Here is a 16,231-nt window from a genome sequence, read left to right as displayed (position 1 = left end):
CCATGAACCCCGCCATCGCCGACGAACCCGCTCTTCAAGTGCGCGGCGCCTGTCCGCACGATTGCCCGGACACCTGCGCCTTCATCACCTCGATCGAGCACGGCGTGGCCGTGCGCGTGCAGGGCAATCCGGCTCATCGGCACACCGATGGCGCGCTGTGCACCAAGGTGTCCCGCTACACCGAGCGCACCTACCACCCCGAGCGATTGACCGAACCGCTGCGCCGCACCGGCCCCAAGGGCAGCGGATTGTTCGAACCGGTGGACTGGGACACCGCACTGGACGACATCGCCGCGCGATTGCAGGCGATTGCACGGCGGGAGCCTGAGGCCATCGTGCCCTACAGCTACGCAGGCACCATGGGGCAGGTGCAGGGCGAGGCCATGGCCGGCCGCTTCTTCCACCGGCTCGGTGCCTCGTTCCTGGACCGCACCATCTGCTCCTCCGCGGGCGGCGAGGCCCTGGTGCAGACGCTGGGCGCCAAGGTGGGCATGAAGGTCGAGCACTTCGCGCAATCAAAACTCATCGTCATCTGGGGCAGCAACTCCATCGGCAGCAACCTTCACTTCTGGCGCCTGGCGCAGCAGGCCAAACGCGAAGGCGCCCGGCTGGTCTGCATCGACCCTCGCCGCACCGAGACCGCCGACAAGTGCCACGAGCACATCGCGCTGCGCCCGGGCACCGACGCAGCGCTGGCGCTGGCGCTCATGCACCAGCTCATCACCCACGACTGGCTCGACCACGACTACATCGAACGCCATACCCTGGGCTGGGAAGGCCTGCGCGAACGCGCCCTGCAATGGCCACCCGAGCGCGCGGCCGAGGTCTGTGGCGTACCAGTGCAGCAGATCGTGGACCTGGCACGCGACTATGGCACCACCAAGCCCGCGGCCATCCGCCTGAACTACGGCATGCAGCGGGTGCGCGGCGGTGGCAACGCGGTGCGCGCCATTGCCTGCCTTCCTGCGCTGGTGGGTGCCTGGCGCAACCCCGCCGGTGGCGTGTTGCTGTCCGCATCCGGCCACTTCCCGGTGGACCGCGCGGCGCTGCAGCGCCCCGACCTGCTGGCCGGCCGCCACCCGCGCACCATCAACATGAGCACCATCGGTGACGATCTGCTGCGCGAATCCTCGCCGGCCTTCGGTCCAAAGATCGAGGCGCTCATCGTCTACAACAGCAACCCCGTGGCGGTGGCTCCCGAGTCGAGCAAGGTGGTGCAGGGTTTCCAGCGCGAAGACGTGTTCACCGTGGTGCTGGAGCACTTCCAGACCGACACCGCCGACCACGCCGACTACATCCTGCCGGCCACCACGCAACTCGAACACTGGGACATCCACACCAGCTACGGCCACACCGACGTGCTGCTCAACCGGCCCGCGATTGCCCCGGTGGGCCAGGCCCGCACCAACACCGACATCTTCCGTGCGCTGGCCGCTCGCATGGGGTTCGACGACCCCTGCTTCGCCGACGACGACCTCACGCTGTGCCGCGCCGCCTTCGGTGCCGAGGTGGATTTCGAGCAGTTGCTCGCCCAGGGCTTTGCCACGCTGGCGCTGTCCGAAGCGCCGTTCGCCAACGGCGGCTTTCCCACATCTTCAGGCCGTTGCGAATTCCACAGCACCCGGCTGGCCGCACAGGGCCAGGATGGCCTGCCCGACCACCTGCCCAATTTCGAGACCCCAGGCAGTTCCGAGCACTATCCGCTGGCCATGATCTCGCCGCCCGCGCGCAACTTCCTCAACTCCAGCTTCGTCAACGTGCAGAGCCTGCGCGACATCGAAGGAGAGCCCCTGCTGGAGATTCACGCCGACGATGCCGCGCCGCGCGGCATCCAGAGCGGCCAGATGGTGCGGGTGTTCAACGACCGCGGCGAGTACCGCTGCAAGGCCAGCGTGTCGCGCCGGGCCCGGCCCGGTGTGGTCAACGGCCTGGGCATCTGGTGGCGAAAACTGGGCGTCGATGGCACCAACGTCAACCAGGTCACCAGCCAGCGGCTCACCGACATGGGTCGTGGACCGGTGTTCTACGACTGCCTGGTCGAAGTGGCGCCCCTGCCCGAGGCCGCCTGATGGGTGCTCGTCTGGCGCTGTTGCTGCTGGCCCTGGCCGGCGCGGGCTGCGCCAGCACCACGGGCGTGGGTTACTACTGGCAGTCGGTCACCGGCCACCTGCGCCTGATGCAGGCCGCGCGGCCGGTGGAGCAATGGCTGAGCGACGCACAGACCCCGACGGTCCTCAAGGAACGCCTGGCGCTGGCACAGCGCATCCGCGCCTTTGCCGTGAGCGAGCTGGCCCTGCCCGACAACGCCAGCTACCACCGCTACGCCGACCTGCAACGCCGTGCGGCGGTCTACAACGTGGTCGCCGCGCCCGCCCTTTCGCTGACCTTGCAGACCTGGTGCTTCCCGGTGGCCGGCTGCGTGGGCTATCGTGGCTATTTCAGCGAAGAAGACGCCCAGGCCTTCGGTCGAAGCCTGGATCCTTCGCTGGAAGTGAACGTGTACCCGGTGCCTGCGTACTCCACGCTGGGCTGGATGAACTGGGCCGGTGGCGACCCGTTGCTCAATACCTTCATCGGCTACCCCGAGGGCGAACTCGCGCGTCTCGTGTTCCACGAGCTCGCCCACCAGGTGGTCTACGTGCGCAACGACACGGTGTTCAACGAGTCCTTCGCCACCGCCGTCGAGCGCCTGGGCGGCACCCGCTGGCTGCAGACGCAGGCCGGTGCGCAGGCACAGGCCGACTACGCGCGCTTCGACGAGCGCCGCCGCGCCTTCCGGGCCCTGACCGGTACCGTGCGCCTGCGCCTGCAGACGCTCTACCGCGACGCCACCCTGGACGACGCCACCAAGCTCCAGCGCAAGGCCGTCGTCATGGCGGATTTCCGCCGCGACTACGCGGGACTGCGCAGCCAGTGGGACGGCTTTGCCAGCTACGACAGCTTCGTGGCGCGCGCCAACAACGCCAGCTTCGCTGCGCAGGCCGCCTACGACGAACTGGTGCCGGGGTTCATCGCGCTGTTCGAGCGCGAGGGCCGCGATTTCGCCCGGTTCTATGATGCGGTCCGGGCGCTGGCCAAACAGCCCAAAGAAGAACGGCAGAGAACCTTGCACGGCCTGGCCGGCACCGCCGTGGCGGGCGGGACAGCCGAACGACGCTGAATCACGAGGACGGACATCCATGGCAGACATCCACATCGAGCGCGATCACCAACTGGGCTTGAGCGGCGCGCGCAAGCTGGCCTGGCGGTGGGCCGAGCAGGCGGAAAACGAATTCGACATGAGTTGCACCTACGAAGAGGGCGACGATTGCGACAAGGTGCAGTTCACGCGCTCAGGCGTGAGCGGCACGCTCAAGGTCTCGGCCGAACGCTTCGAGCTCGACGCCAAGCTGGGTTTCCTGCTCGGCGCGTTCAAGGAGCGCATCGAGGGCGAGATCGTGAAGAACCTGGACGACCTGCTCGCCAAGAAGAAACCTGCAGCCAAAAAGAAAAAAGCCGGCTGAGCCGGCATTCGGTTTTTCCAGAGCACCCGCGGAACCGGCTTTGCCGGGCCGCTGGGTGCGCCCCCTGCAAGGGGGTGACGCCGCAGGCGGCGCGGGGGTTAGCTCAATTCTTCGATCAGATCGACGTACTGCTGCATGGCGCCGTCCTTGTCCGTGCCCTTCAGGCCGTTCCAGGCATCCCACTTCGCGCGGCCGACCATGTCACCGAAGCCGGGCTTTTTCTCCGCGTTGTCGCCCGTGGTGGCCTGCTTGTACAGCGCATAGATCTTCAGCAGCGTGGCGTTGTCCGGCCGCTCGCTCAGGTTCTTGGAATTCGCCACGGCGGCTTCGAAACGAGATTTGAGATCGGCCATGAAGGTTGCTCCTGTTGGGACATGAAACGCCCGGCTCGAGGTGGCCGGGCTTAGGGGTGTCCCGCTATCTTACGGTTTGCGCTGTCTGCACAATAGGGCCACAACCCCAAGACCCGCGGCACCGGCTGGCATCGACCCGGTTCACGCACCCGAGGAGCATCCATGGTTCAACGCGTTGCCGCCCGCAGCGGCACTTCTGTGCGCAAGACCGCACCTCGTCCGACCCGTTCGAGCCCCCTGCCTCTGGTCAAGCAGACCCTGGCTACCACCCTGGGCCTGCAAGGCGAACGCATGAGCAAGGTCGACACAGCCTGGCTGCGCATGGACTCGCCGTCCAACCTGATGATGATCGTGGGCGTGTGGATCCTGCGCCCCGGCATCGGCCACGCCGCCCTCAGCGAGCGCGTGCGCGAGCGGCTTTTGCCCTACCGGCGTTTCGTGCAGATTGCCCGTGAAGACGCAGCCGGCGCGCACTGGGCAGACGACACCGACTTTCAACTGGAACGCCATGTGGCCACCCACCAGCTCAAGCGAGGCCGGGGACAGAGCGAACAGGACGCCCTGCAGGAACGGGTGGCCGAGCTCGCCATGCAGCCCCTGGACCACCGTCATCCGCTCTGGCGCTTCGAGCTCATCGAAAAATACGATGGCGGCTCAGCCTTGGTCGCGCGCATCCACCACTGCATCGCCGATGGCATCGCGCTCATCAGCGTGATGATGAGCCTGGTCGACGGCGGCGGCGCGCCCCCGCAGCGCAAGAGCCGCACGCCCGCCAAGCCCGGCCTGGACGGTGCGGAGGACTGGCTGGCCGACACTTTGATCCGCCCTTTTGGCGACATCACGGCGAAAGCGCTGGAGGCAGCGGGTGGCGGTGCCGCGAAATCGCTCTCGATGCTCGCCGCTCCGCAGCAGAGCCTGGGCAACACCCTGGGTGGGGCGATGGACCTGGCGCGCATGGGCGGCCAGCTCGCCAGCGACCTCGCCGCGCTTGCGCTCATGCCGGACGATTCCCCCACCCGCCTCAAAGGCCAGCCCGGCACCGCCAAGCGCGTGGCCTGGTGCCAGCCGATTCCGCTCGACGAGGTGAAGGCCATTGGAAAGGCGCTGAACAGCTCGGTCAACGACGTGCTGCTGGGCTGTGTGGCCGGCGCCATCGGCGCCTACCTGCGAAACCTGGGCGACGACACCCAGGGCAAGGAAATCCGCGCCATGGTGCCGATCAACCTGCGGCCGATGGAGGACGCCTGGAAGCTGGGCAACCGCTTCGGCCTGGTACCCCTGGTGCTGCCCATCGGGCTGGACAATCCAATCGAGCGCGTGTTCACCGTGCGCTCGCGCATGAACAACCTCAAAGGAAGCCTGCAGCCGCTGCTGACCTTCGGGCTGCTGTCCGTGGCCGGGTTGCTGATCAAACCCGCGCAGGACGCCATGCTCAGCCTGTTCGGCCGCAAGACCACGGCGGTCATGACCAACGTGCCGGGGCCGGCCTCCAAATTGAAGGTCTGCGGCTCCACGCTGGAGCAGACCATGTTCTGGGTGCCGCAGACCGGCACCGTGGGCCTGGGCGTCTCGATCCTGAGTTATGGCGGTGGCGTGCAGTTCGGCGTGATTGCCGACACCACCTTGTGCCCTGACCCGCAGAAGATCATCGACCAGTTCGAGCCGGAATTTGCACGGCTCCTGACTTTGACTTTGATGCTGCCCTGGGGGGAGTCGGGCCCCCCACGCTCTGCCGCTGCGCGGGTCGCTGCCCCCCGGGGGGGCTGATCCGGCTTGGGGCGGCCCGGCGCCGGATCGCTTGTTCAGGCCATCGCCAGCCGGCGGTCGGCGATTTCCAGCAAGCCGTCGAAGATCAGGCTTTCCACCAGTTCCACCGGTGTGGACATGCTGGGAGCCATTTTCCAGCCGGCGCCCCCGGTCATGAAGCACACAGGCTCCTGCCCGCAATGTCGGCGCAGGTTGTCGACCATGCGCTCCACGGCACCAGCGATGGCGAAGGTGCCGCCGCTGGTGAGTGCGTCGCTGGTGTTGGTGGGAAAGTCGCACACCTCGCCGGTGGGCACGTGAAGGCCCGCGGTGCCCGACTCGAGCGCGCGCAACATGATGCCGTGGCCCGGCAGGATGATGCCGCCAAGAAACCGCCCCTCGGCGTCGATGGCCTCCACGGTCACCGCCGTGCCGACCATCACCACGATGCAAGGCCGCTGAGGTCCCTTGGCCAGGAGGCGCTGGCGCGCACCGATCATGGCCACCCAGCGGTCCGACCCCAGGCGGGCGGGGTGGTCGTAGCCGTTGGTGAGGCCCGCCTCCGAATTGCTGGAGACCACCCATCGCGGCACCACGTCCCACAACTCCAGTTGTTCCTCGACCCGGCGCTTGACCGCATCGCCCGCCACCACACAGCCCAGCACCTTGTCCGGGGCGGGAAGGTCGTGCCAGTCACCGTCCTGCAGGGATTCGATGTTTTCCAGGAACTGCGCCCCACTGGCCAACAGAGGCGCTCCCACACGGGGAGCTTCATACAGGGCCCACTTGAGACGGGTGTTCCCTACGTCGAGGGCCAGAAAAGTCATGCGCGGATTATGACCACGGGGAAACGACCCATTTGGTGCGGCGCAACAATCATGCGAGTGTCAACTCGCGATCAGATCAGGCCAATCCAGCAGGCTCTTTGCACGGCAGCCAGTTTGTTGTCCGTCTGCAACTTGGCCATGGCATTGGCCAGGTGGTAATTGACCGTGCGCTCGGAGCAATCCATGCGCTGCGCGGTCTCACGCGCGGTGAGACCCTCGAAGGCGAGGTTGAGGCTTTCGAGTTCGCGCGGGCTCAGCGCCACGCGTTGCTCGGCAATGGATCGGCGCAGCATCGGCCACACGTTGAACGCCGACCATGCCAATGCCGCCGCCTCGGAACGATCCGCAAACGCCCGCGGACTGAACATGAAACATTCGAAGGCGCGGCCAGCCGGCAGACTGAAAGCCACGCGCACCAGGGTCTGGTAGCCATGGGCAAGCCACAGGCGACGCCACCGGCTCGATTGTTCAAAAGCGGATTTGGAAATATCCTGCCAGGCAACCAGGGGCGCATCGCTGTCGCGCCAGCCGGCCCCGAAGTCCAGGCTCTCGGCCAGTGCCTGGGCCGGCCCCAGCAGCCGCGGTGGATAGACTGCCAGCACCTCGCGCTCGTCGCGCCCGCCCATGGGGGCCGGACCCATCACGAGTACCGCCTCGACGCCCTGTTCCCGCAAGGCGCATACCCAGTCCGCCAGAATACCGTCCAGCCGGACGCTGTCAAAGTTGACAGGCAAGGTCATGGTTTGCAACGCCTTGTTGCATAGACAATGTTCCTTGGCAGTGCATGCGCTGCCGGGAACTTGGCCTGGTCATCAATGATGGAGGAGTACATATTGCGGTTGGACCGTTTGTGGGTTCATAGCGCCAGAACACGGCTGAAAAGGTGGTTGCTCGATGAAGTCGTGCGCGCACCCTGGGAGCCGATTTTGCACCCATCTCCGACGAGACTGGTCTGGGCAGGAGTCTGCACGACCTTGGGCAATCTGCTGTTCTACTGGATCTGGGGCACATTGTTGCCTCAAGCCTACGAAAGCCTTTCCGCTCGCCTGGTGATGGCGGGTCTGGGTTTTGCGTTCTTCATCCCCTTTGTGCGACTAGACATCAGTTCGCGCCAGAGCGCAATGGTGTTCTCCGCAGTCTGCTGGCTGACGCTGCCGGTGTTCTTCTTCTGGATGTACTGGATGAACAACGGCAATCCCGTGTGGCTGGCCAGCGTGAGCGCGATGCTGCTCATCTACTACCACCTGACCGACTGGCGCCTGGCCACCACCGGTGGCATTGCGGGCCTGGTCCTGAGCTGGTTTGCGTCGCACGACGTTTTCCCGCCCTCCTTCGAGCCCTCCTCGATTCCGATCGAGAACGCCGTGGTCATTGGATTCGCCTGGAGCGTGGCCATCCTGCTGGGATTCTCGAGCGCCAATCTGCGCCGTGCGCGCCTGCTCAATACCCTGAGCACCATGGGCGTGATGGCGCACGAGCTGCGCACGCCGCTGGCCACCGTCAACCTCATGGGCGATGTCCTGCGCAACCTCGTGCAACATGATCTGCCCGATGCCAAGCGCAAAAAGCTCGATGAGCTTGCCACTCGGCTGCAGAACCTCGTGCGCAGCATGAACCGCCAGATCGATACCCAGATCTCCAATGCGCAACTGATGCGACTGCCGCGTGAGCAGTCCGCCATCATGGCGGCCGAGCTCGTTCAGGAGGTGGTGAGTCAGTATCCCTACCGCTCCTCGCGCGAGCGGGATTGTGTGCAGGTGCACATCCAGCACGACTTCTGTTTTCTGGCTTCGCGCCCTTTGTTCGCCCAGGTGCTGACCAATCTGCTGAAGAACGCGCTGCACGCGCTGGCCGCTGCCAGCAACGCACCCAGCCCTGGTGACTTGCGCGTGGACGTCGGCATCCACCACGGCAAGGGAAGGATCGCGGTGTCGGATGACGGCATCGGCATCACGCACGGACAGCAACAGCGGATCTTCGAACCGTTTTTCTCGACCCAGGCTGGCGCTGGCAACGGTCTGGGCCTGACGTTCTGCAAGAACGTGGTGGAGGCAGCCCGTGGCCGTCTCAGCGTGCATTCAGAACCCGGACTCGGTGCGGTCTTCATGATCGACCTGCCACTCAACGAAACCGCCGACCCCACCCAGGCCGCATCAGACTGAAGACAACATGGCACTCACGATCTCACTCTTCCACCGTCCCGGCGGCATTCTGTTCCTGGACGACGACACGGATTACCTGGAGATGCTGGGCATGGTCATCCCGGCCCACTGGCAGGTTGAGCTGTACTCGCGCCCATCCGGTTTCTTCTCGCGCATGCAGAACGAGCCCGCCCGTTGGGAAGCTGACGCCATGACACAGCTGCAGATGATCGAGCGCTGGCGCCAGGGCCAGCCACTGCTGCCCCAGGTGCTGCGCTACTGGGCCATCAACGCTTCACGCTACGAACTGGCCCAGACTTGCGTGGTCGACTACGCCATGCCCGGCACCGACGGGCTCAAGGTGCTCAATACCCTGCTCGACTGGCCTGGCTCCCGCGTGCTGCTCACCGGCCAGGCCGATGAGCAGATCGCGATCCAGGCGTTCAACAACGGCCTGATCGACCAGTTCGTGCCCAAACAGACCACCGACATCACACGCCACCTGCTGGGGGTGTTGCGCAAGCTGTCGCAAACGCCGCACCCCCGTTTGAACACTCTGTGGCGCGCCGCTCTGCGTCCAGCCCAGCAGTCCATGCTGCAGATCCCTTCCGTGGCGCAGGCGCTTCTGGCCTACACCACGCAGCACTGGGTGGAATACGTGGTGCTGGGCGAACCGTTCGGCCTGATCGGCCTGGACTCGGCGGGCCAGTGCCATTGGCTCCAGCTGGAACCCACTTCCAGCCTGCCCGATCTGGCCGAACTGGCCGGGTCGGCCGGACTGGGACTGGACGAGGTGCGCGCCGTGCGCTCCGGCCAGCGGCTCGCCGCGGTCGAACTCCACCAGCAGATGGCGTTGCGCGGCCCCGTTCGCACCGCTGCCACCTTCCCGATCGGAGACGACGACGTGCTCACCGCCGCCGTGTTCTCACTCAAACCCGACGACCTGCCTCAGCCCATCTATGCCTACCGGCACTTTCTGGAGTCCCAGGCCGGGCGCAAGGTGCACGACGCTTAAGCCAGTTCCAGTGCGCCGGCCTGCGCGCGCGCGCGGCGCGCGATCGGCCAGTCCCAGGGCTTCACGAGGGGAGCGATCTCACGCGCCACCTCCTGCACATGGTTGAGCTCCGCATCGGTCAGGGCAGCATGCAGGGTCAGGCGAACCATGGCGCGGTTGCGCGTCGTCGCCGGTGCGCAGAAGACGGCTCCGAACACATTGCGCTCTTCCAGCCGGTCCCTCAGGATGAGCGTGTCAGGTTCGGTGCCCGCCTCAAGCGCAATGATCTGCTCCGTCCCCTGATGCACGGGATAGCCGAGGTCGGTCAGGGCGTTGCGCATTTTTCGCGTGTGCTGGTGCAGCCGCTGCCGCTCGGCATCGCACCCCTTGATCACATTCAGCGTGGCGCTGAGCGCGGCCACCTCGTGCGGGAGCAGGCAGGAGCTGAACATGTTGTGGTAGCTCGTGCTGAGAATGTAGTTGCGCAAGCCCGAGGGAATGTTGAAGTAGCCGGCCCGGCCGGCAAAGGCCTTGGCGAGGCTCGCGGTGATGAAATGCACGCGGTGGCTGAGTCCCAGTTCCATGCAGAGGCCGGCTCCCTGCGGTCCGTGCGTCCCGAGTGAATGGGATTCATCGACCAGGATCATGCAGCCGCCCGCCTCGGCCACATCGACCACATCCACCAGCGGTGCCACAGCGCCCGTTGTGCTGTACACCGAATCGACCACCACCAGGCCAGGACCGTGTTTCTCGATCATCCGCTGGAGGTGCTCGACATCGTTGTGGCGGAACGGATGCGTGGGTGCTCCTGCCCGGCGTGCGCCCTCCCACAGCGAAGTGTGCGCCAACATGTCGATGTAAACCGGCGTCTGAGGGTCCGCGATGCACTGCAGCAGGCCCATGTTGGCGGCATAGCCCGACTGGCACAGGACGCCGTCGTCTTTTCCAATCCATTTGGCCAGCGTCTTCTCGAAAGCTCTCACTGGGTGGGTTTCCAGCAGGAAAGACCCGGACTGGATGACAAACTCGGCGTCTTCGCGCAGGGCCGCCGTCTGGGCCTCGATGATGTCGCGATGCCCGGTGATGCCGAGGTAGTCGTTTCCGTTGAGACGCACCGAATCGGGCCCCGGGTCGCGGCCATGAACCAGCGACCGGCCACCCCACAGATTGTTCCAGCGACTCACGAAATCGCGATCGATGCGAGCACAAAGGTGGGCCGACAGGGCCGGATTGACCGGGGTGCTCTCGCGCGTAAGTTCAATGGTTCCCATGGAGTTCTCCTAACGGATAGAAAACCCCATTGAAAAAAGAAATTCGTGAAAAATTGCACAGCCCCTGTCAGGGTTGACAGGGGCTGTGCATCTTTCTTCTCAAGTTTCGGTCGTTTGAGCCGACAAGCGGCGATGCAAATTCGCCACAAGCGTGATTTTCGTCACTTTCAGTTTTGCCGCCACGGCAGCCCACGAAAGCGCCAACCGCCCTTGCGGCCCCGTTGGGCATGGGCATCCGGATCGCCTTCGAAGCCCTCCAGGATGTTGTAGGCCTCCAGTCCGAGTTCGCTGGCCCGTTTGGCCGCGGCGATCGAGCGAACGCCGCTGCGGCACAGGAAAACCAGCTTCTTCCCACCTGAAGCGTCCCGGACCTGGCCGTCGAAATCCGGGTTCAGGCCCATCCCGGGCCACTGTTTCCAGGCCACCGGCACGGCGCCCGGCACGAAACCCACCCATTCACGCTCGGCGTCGGTGCGCACATCGACCAACACCGCCTCGCCCGCCTGCACCCACTTCCAGGCCAGTTCAGGCGACACGTCGCCTGCATAGCTGCCCAGGTGAGCCCCCGCAGCCGGGCTGGGTCGCATCTGAAGCACGCCGTCGGCGTCGTGGCGCAATCCCGAGTTCAGGTTGGCGGGCACGGCTTCGTCAATCCGGCGCGGTCTGGGCAGTTGCAGCGAGTTCATGAGGTCCACGAACTCGGCCTCGGACTTGCCCGCGACCCGCACGTTGCCGGTCTTCTCCTGCCCGATGCTCGAATGGCTGCGTCCCTGGTAGTCGTGGCCGGGCCAGACGGTGGTGTCATCGGGCAAAGCGAACAACACCTGCGTCAGGCTACGGTACAGATCACTGGCACTGCCAGACTGGAAGTCGGTCCGGCCGCAACCGTTGATGAGCAAGGTGTCACCGGTGAACACGTGCTCGCGCCACAAAAAGCTCATGCTGCCTGCGGTATGACCTGGCGTGTGCAGCGCGCGCAGGGTTTCGGCACCGAATTTCAGGGTGTCTGCGTGCTGGAGCTGCACGCCGGCGGTGCCGATGCCGCAGCCCTGCGGCGCAGCGGTGCGCGCACCGACCAGTTCCGCCAGGCGCCCAGCGCTGGTGATGTGGTCGGCGTGGGCGTGGGTTTCCACTGTCCACATCAGCTTGAGCCCGTATTCCTGCAGCGTCGCCAGGTCGCGCTCGAGCTGCTCGTCAACGGGGTCGATGATCACCGCCTCACGGCTGAGCTGGTCGAACAGCACATAGGTGTAGGTACTCGACGCAGCGTCGAACAACTGAATGGGTTTCATGGTGCGCCCCGGAAATCAGGCAAAGCCACAAAGCATAGCGGCAACCTCCAGGGGTTGGGAGCGAGGCATCGGCGGCGACACACGCGCCCGGAAATGCCCGCATGCAATATCAGATAGACCAATTCTTTCCAATCGATCCGGGTATCCCCGTACGAATTCGTTCGATTGCTCTGTCAATTTACCGCCGGTCGGTGAAAACCCTGCGCAATACAGCGGCGTGCAGGCGGTATTATCAGCGGCTCATCAACCCGTACTGGAGACTATCGATGTCAGAGAAAAAAACGGTCACTTCGCGTCGAGGCATGCTCAAGGGCGCCGCCGTCGCGGCCGGCGCCATGTCCGTGCCGATGGTTGCCATGGCGCAGACCACCACGTTCCGCTTTCAAAGCACCTGGCCTGCGAAGGACATCTTCCACGAGTACGCCAACGACTTTGCCAAGAAGGTCAACGACATGGCCGGCGGGCGTCTGAAGATCGAGGTGTTGCCTGCTGGCTCCGTGGTGCCAGCCTTCCAGTTGCTCGACGCGGTGGCCAAGGGCACGCTGGATGGTGGCCACGGCGTGGTCGCCTACTGGTACGGCAAGAACTCGGCCCTGGCCCTGTGGGGCTCCGGTCCTGGCTACGGCATGGATGCCAACATGGTCCTGGCCTGGCACAAGTACGGCGGCGGCAAGGCGCTGATGGACGAAATCTACAAGAGCCTGAACCTGGATGTGGCGTCTTACCTGTACGGCCCCATGCCCACACAGCCGCTGGGCTGGTTCAAGAAGCCGGTGACCAAGGTGGCCGACATGAAGGGCCTGAAGTTCCGCACCGTGGGCCTGGCGGTGGACGTGTTCACCGACATGGGTACGGCCGTGAACCCTCTGCCTGGCGGCGAGATCGTGCCCGCGCTGGACCGCGGCCTGATCGATGCGGCGGAATTCAACAATGCCTCCAGCGACCGCGTGCTGGGCTTCCCCGATGTGGCCAAGAACTGCATGCTGCAAAGCTTCCACCAGTCGGGCGAACAGTTCGAAATCCTGTTCAACAAGGCCAAGCTCGCCGCGCTGCCGGCCGAACTCAAGTCCGTCATCGACTACGCTGTGGAAGCCGCCAGCGCCGACATGAGCTGGAAGGCGATCGACCGCAACTCGCAGGACTACCTCGAGCTCAAGAAGGCCGGCGTGAAGTTCTACAAGACGCCCGACCCCATCCTGCGTGCGCAGCTCGCCTCGTGGGACAAGACGATCGCCAAGAAGGCAGGCGAGAACCCCCTGTTCAAGAAGGTCCTCGACTCGCAGAAGGCTTTCGCGCAACGTGCCTGCCAATGGCAAAACGACTACTCTGTCGACTTCAAGATGGCGTACAACCACTACTTCGGCAAGAAGAGCTGATCCACCCAAACCGGGAAAGGGGCATGGCGCCGGCGCGATGCCCCTTTTTTGTTGCCCGTTTCATTCCGCGCCGGCTGAGGAATCTCGATGCAATCCATCTTGTGGACCGTTGATCGCCTGTCGACATTCATCGGCAAGGTCTTCGCCTGGTGCGCACTCCTGCTCACGCTGCTGATCAGTTGGGAAGTGTTTTCGCGCTACGCCCTGAACAATCCCCACGCCTGGGTGCTGGACGCCCAGATCATGCTGTACGGCACCCTGTTCATGACGGCGGGTGCCTACACGCTGGCCAAGAACGGGCACGTCCGCGGCGACGTGCTCTATGGCTTTTTCCAGCCCCGCACCCAGGCCACCGTGGACCTTGTGCTCTACATCGTGTTCTTCCTCCCGGGCATCGTCGCGCTCACCTGGGCCGGGTGGATCTACGCTGGCGAATCGCTTGCCATCCGCGAGCAGACTTTCTCTGCCGATCCCCTGCCGCTGTATCCCTTCAAATATGTGATCCCGCTGGCCGGCTTCACGCTGCTGCTGCAGGGCTTCGTAGAGATCGTGCGCTGTGTCCAGTGCATCCAGACCGGCGCCTGGCCAGCGCGTGAAGACGACGTGCAGGAAGTGGACGTCGACAAACTCAAGGAAATGGTGAACGTGAAAGACGAAGACATCGCAGCGCTCGACGCCGTCGTGGTGGCCCAGGAGAAGCGCTCATGAAAGTCCGCAAGGAACTCTGGTTTGGCCTGACTTTCATGGCCATCGTCGTGGTGCTGGCGGGCAGCGTGCTGGTGCGCGCCGAGACCATCACCCAAGGCCACCTGGGCCTGTTGATGCTCTCGCTGGTGGTTGTGGCCATCATGCTGGGCTTTCCCACCGCGTTCACGCTGATGGGCATGGGCATGCTGTTCACCTGGATGGCCTACGACCGGGACATCACGCGCACCCTCGACCTCATGGTGCAGTCGGCCTACAAAACCATGGCGAACGACGTGCTCATCGCAGTGCCGCTGTTCGTGTTCATGGGCTACCTGGTGGAGCGCGCCAACCTGATCGAGTCGCTCTTCAAGAGCATGCACCTGGCTCTGGCCCGGTTGCCCGGCGCCCTGGCTGTCGCCACGCTGGTGACCTGCACCATTTTTGCCACCGCCACAGGCATCGTGGGTGCTGTGGTCACGCTGATGGGCCTGCTCGCCTTGCCCGCCATGCTGCGCGCCGGCTACAGCGTGCCACTGGCGGCCGGTTCGATCACGGCCGGGGGTTGCCTGGGCATCCTGCTGCCACCCTCTGTGTTGCTGATCGTCTACGGCGCCACGGCTGGCGTGTCGGTGGTGCAGTTGTATGCAGGCGCCTTCTTCCCTGGCCTGATGCTGTCGGCGCTGTACGTGCTGTACGTGATCATCGTGGCCAAGCTCAAGCCCCAATGGGCGCCGCCGCTCAGCGCGGAAGAGCGCCGCGTCAAGCTGCCGCCGCTGACGCAACGCCTGACGGACGACCCCACTGCGCACGCCGTGCTGCGACTGCTCAAGGGTCGCCGCAACGCCGACGTGCCGATATCGCACCTGCTCAAGCAGATCGGGCTGGCCGCTTTGCCGGCGCTGCTCTTCGCGGCCATCATGATCCCGAGCTATCAAGCGGTGACGACGGTGAAGGCCGCAGACGTCTACGACATCGAGGAAATCGGTGCCAGCCGCTCCAGTGGTTCGACAGAGGTGGGTGGCCTGGCAGAGCCTCCGTCCGAGTCGGGTGGCCTGGCCGAGCCGCCTGCCGATGCCCTGGCAGAACCACCGGCCGATCCCGACGAACCCGCCGCATCGGGTGACCTGCAGGCGCCACCGGGTACCGAAGCGGCGGCGGAACCTGCCGCCAGCGAGCCGGCCGCTGCAGCGGAATCGGCAGAAGCTACCGCCGGTGAAGAGGCCGCTACAACGCAGCCAGCCCCCACCTGGTGGTGGGTGGTCTTCGCCATCTTTGGTGCCCTGGTCACCTTGTTCTACCTGTTCCTCAGCTTTGCGCGTCTCGAGATCTTCAAGATGCTGCTGGCCTCGTTCTTTCCGTTGATGCTGCTCATCCTGAGCGTGCTGGGATCGATCGTGATGGGGCTGGCCACACCCACCGAGGCCGCGGCCATGGGGGCGCTGGGGGGCATGCTGCTCGCTGCGGCCTACCGGCGACTCAACATGTCGGTGCTCAAGGAATCGGTCTACCTGACCGCCAAGACCTCGGCCATGGTGTGCTGGCTCTTCGTGGGCTCGGCGATCTTCTCGGCCGCTTTCGCGCTGCTGGGCGGACAGGCCCTGGTGGAGGAATGGGTGCTGGGCATGAACCTCACCAAGATCGAGTTCCTGGTGATGTCCCAGATCATCATCTTCCTGCTGGGCTGGCCGCTGGAATGGACCGAGATCATCGTGATCTTCATGCCGATCTTCATCCCGCTGCTGTCGCACTTCGATGTGGACCCGCTGTTCTTCGGCTTGCTGGTGGCGCTGAACCTGCAGACCGCGTTCCTGAGCCCACCCGTGGCCATGGCCGCCTTCTACCTGAAGGGTGTTGCTCCGCCGCATGTCACGCTGAACCAGATCTTCCTGGGCATGCTGCCCTTCATGGGCATCCAGATCCTGGCCATCGTGCTGCTCTACATGTTCCCGCAGATCGGACTGTGGCTGCCGCAACTGCTCTACAAGTAAATCCGGCCACTGGCGGAAAACCCTCCAGGGGCGCTCAGGCGCCCCTTTTTTCG

The 16,231-nt window shown here is 64.9% G+C and carries 14 protein-coding genes and 1 pseudogene; 9 read left to right on the top strand and 6 right to left on the bottom strand.

The genetic code is table 11. The features are described 5' to 3' along the window. Positions 1-2: 2 nt before the first annotated feature. Genes ACTIF6_RS00260 through ACTIF6_RS00250 form a run of 3 tightly spaced genes read left to right on the top strand, consistent with a single transcriptional unit; the run spans position 3 to position 3,503 of the window. The gene (locus ACTIF6_RS00260) at positions 3-2,069 is read left to right on the top strand and encodes a molybdopterin-containing oxidoreductase family protein (protein WP_439585992.1); all 2,067 of its coding nucleotides are present in this window, start codon (positions 3-5) and stop codon (positions 2,067-2,069) included. Beyond that, entirely contained in the window at positions 2,069-3,160 is a 1,092-nt protein-coding gene (locus ACTIF6_RS00255; protein ID WP_439585991.1) for an aminopeptidase, read from the top strand. Before ACTIF6_RS00260 ends, ACTIF6_RS00255 begins: the two co-directional genes overlap by 1 nt. Positions 3,161-3,179: 19 nt before the next feature. Further along, complete coding sequence (locus ACTIF6_RS00250; protein WP_439585990.1) at positions 3,180-3,503, top strand: polyhydroxyalkanoic acid system family protein; 324 nt, start codon at positions 3,180-3,182, stop codon at positions 3,501-3,503. Positions 3,504-3,601: 98 nt separating this feature from the next. Here ACTIF6_RS00250 and ACTIF6_RS00245 read toward each other — a convergent pair whose 3' ends face one another. Continuing rightward, positions 3,602-3,856 (bottom strand): acyl-CoA-binding protein, encoded by a 255-nt coding sequence (locus ACTIF6_RS00245; RefSeq protein ID WP_439585989.1) that lies wholly within the window; start codon positions 3,854-3,856, stop codon positions 3,602-3,604. 162 nt (positions 3,857-4,018) lie between these two features. On the opposite strand from ACTIF6_RS00245, the gene ACTIF6_RS00240 reads away from it, so the two are divergent. Continuing rightward, on the top strand, positions 4,019-5,623 hold the full coding sequence (locus ACTIF6_RS00240; RefSeq protein WP_439585988.1) for a wax ester/triacylglycerol synthase family O-acyltransferase: 1,605 nt from the start codon (positions 4,019-4,021) through the stop codon (positions 5,621-5,623). Between the two features lie 35 nt (positions 5,624-5,658). On the opposite strand, the gene ACTIF6_RS00235 is transcribed toward ACTIF6_RS00240, so the two are convergent. Both ACTIF6_RS00235 and ACTIF6_RS00230 read right to left on the bottom strand, forming a co-directional pair. Further along, positions 5,659-6,429, bottom strand: coding sequence for a type III pantothenate kinase (locus tag ACTIF6_RS00235; RefSeq protein ID WP_439585987.1), 771 nt, complete (start codon positions 6,427-6,429; stop codon positions 5,659-5,661). Between the two features lie 71 nt (positions 6,430-6,500). Further along, positions 6,501-7,169, bottom strand: coding sequence for a helix-turn-helix domain-containing protein (locus tag ACTIF6_RS00230; RefSeq protein WP_439585986.1), 669 nt, complete (start codon positions 7,167-7,169; stop codon positions 6,501-6,503). A gap of 234 nt (positions 7,170-7,403) precedes the next feature. Here ACTIF6_RS00230 and ACTIF6_RS00225 point away from each other — a divergent pair, with 234 nt between their 5' ends. After that, complete coding sequence (locus ACTIF6_RS00225) at positions 7,404-8,591, top strand: sensor histidine kinase (protein ID WP_439585985.1); 1,188 nt, start codon at positions 7,404-7,406, stop codon at positions 8,589-8,591. Between the two features lie 7 nt (positions 8,592-8,598). Then, on the top strand, positions 8,599-9,585 hold the full coding sequence (locus ACTIF6_RS00220) for a response regulator (protein ID WP_439585984.1): 987 nt from the start codon (positions 8,599-8,601) through the stop codon (positions 9,583-9,585). On the opposite strand, the gene cqsA is transcribed toward ACTIF6_RS00220, so the two are convergent. From cqsA to ACTIF6_RS00205, 3 genes and pseudogenes are all read right to left on the bottom strand, one after another. Next, complete coding sequence (gene cqsA / locus ACTIF6_RS00215) at positions 9,582-10,835, bottom strand: alpha-hydroxyketone-type quorum-sensing autoinducer synthase (RefSeq protein WP_439585983.1); 1,254 nt, start codon at positions 10,833-10,835, stop codon at positions 9,582-9,584. The two genes, ACTIF6_RS00220 and cqsA, sit on opposite strands and share 4 nt — an antisense overlap. A 167-nt stretch (positions 10,836-11,002) precedes the next feature. After that, on the bottom strand, positions 11,003-11,422 hold the full coding sequence (locus ACTIF6_RS00210) for a rhodanese-like domain-containing protein (RefSeq protein ID WP_439586515.1): 420 nt from the start codon (positions 11,420-11,422) through the stop codon (positions 11,003-11,005). Positions 11,423-11,626: 204 nt separating this feature from the next. Beyond that, positions 11,627-11,977 (bottom strand): annotated as a pseudogene (locus ACTIF6_RS00205) (MBL fold metallo-hydrolase); the annotation flags it as partial. 416 nt (positions 11,978-12,393) lie between these two features. Between ACTIF6_RS00205 and ACTIF6_RS00200 the strand changes: the two are divergent. From ACTIF6_RS00200 to ACTIF6_RS00190, 3 genes are all read left to right on the top strand, one after another. Continuing rightward, positions 12,394-13,503 carry a TRAP transporter substrate-binding protein gene (locus ACTIF6_RS00200; RefSeq protein ID WP_439585982.1) on the top strand — a complete coding sequence of 370 codons (1,110 nt, stop codon included), beginning with the start codon at positions 12,394-12,396 and terminating at the stop codon, positions 13,501-13,503. 87 nt (positions 13,504-13,590) lie between these two features. Continuing rightward, positions 13,591-14,211 carry a TRAP transporter small permease subunit gene (locus tag ACTIF6_RS00195; protein ID WP_439585981.1) on the top strand — a complete coding sequence of 207 codons (621 nt, stop codon included), beginning with the start codon at positions 13,591-13,593 and terminating at the stop codon, positions 14,209-14,211. After that, positions 14,208-16,178 carry a TRAP transporter large permease gene (locus tag ACTIF6_RS00190; RefSeq protein WP_439585980.1) on the top strand — a complete coding sequence of 657 codons (1,971 nt, stop codon included), beginning with the start codon at positions 14,208-14,210 and terminating at the stop codon, positions 16,176-16,178. Before ACTIF6_RS00195 ends, ACTIF6_RS00190 begins: the two co-directional genes overlap by 4 nt. Positions 16,179-16,231 lie beyond the last annotated feature (53 nt).

This window comes from Hydrogenophaga sp. (assembly GCF_051860785.1).
GTDB lineage: Bacteria > Pseudomonadota > Gammaproteobacteria > Burkholderiales > Burkholderiaceae_C > Hydrogenophaga.
Note: the sequence above shows the minus strand (reverse complement) of the source record. Positions and strands in the feature narration are given on the sequence as shown.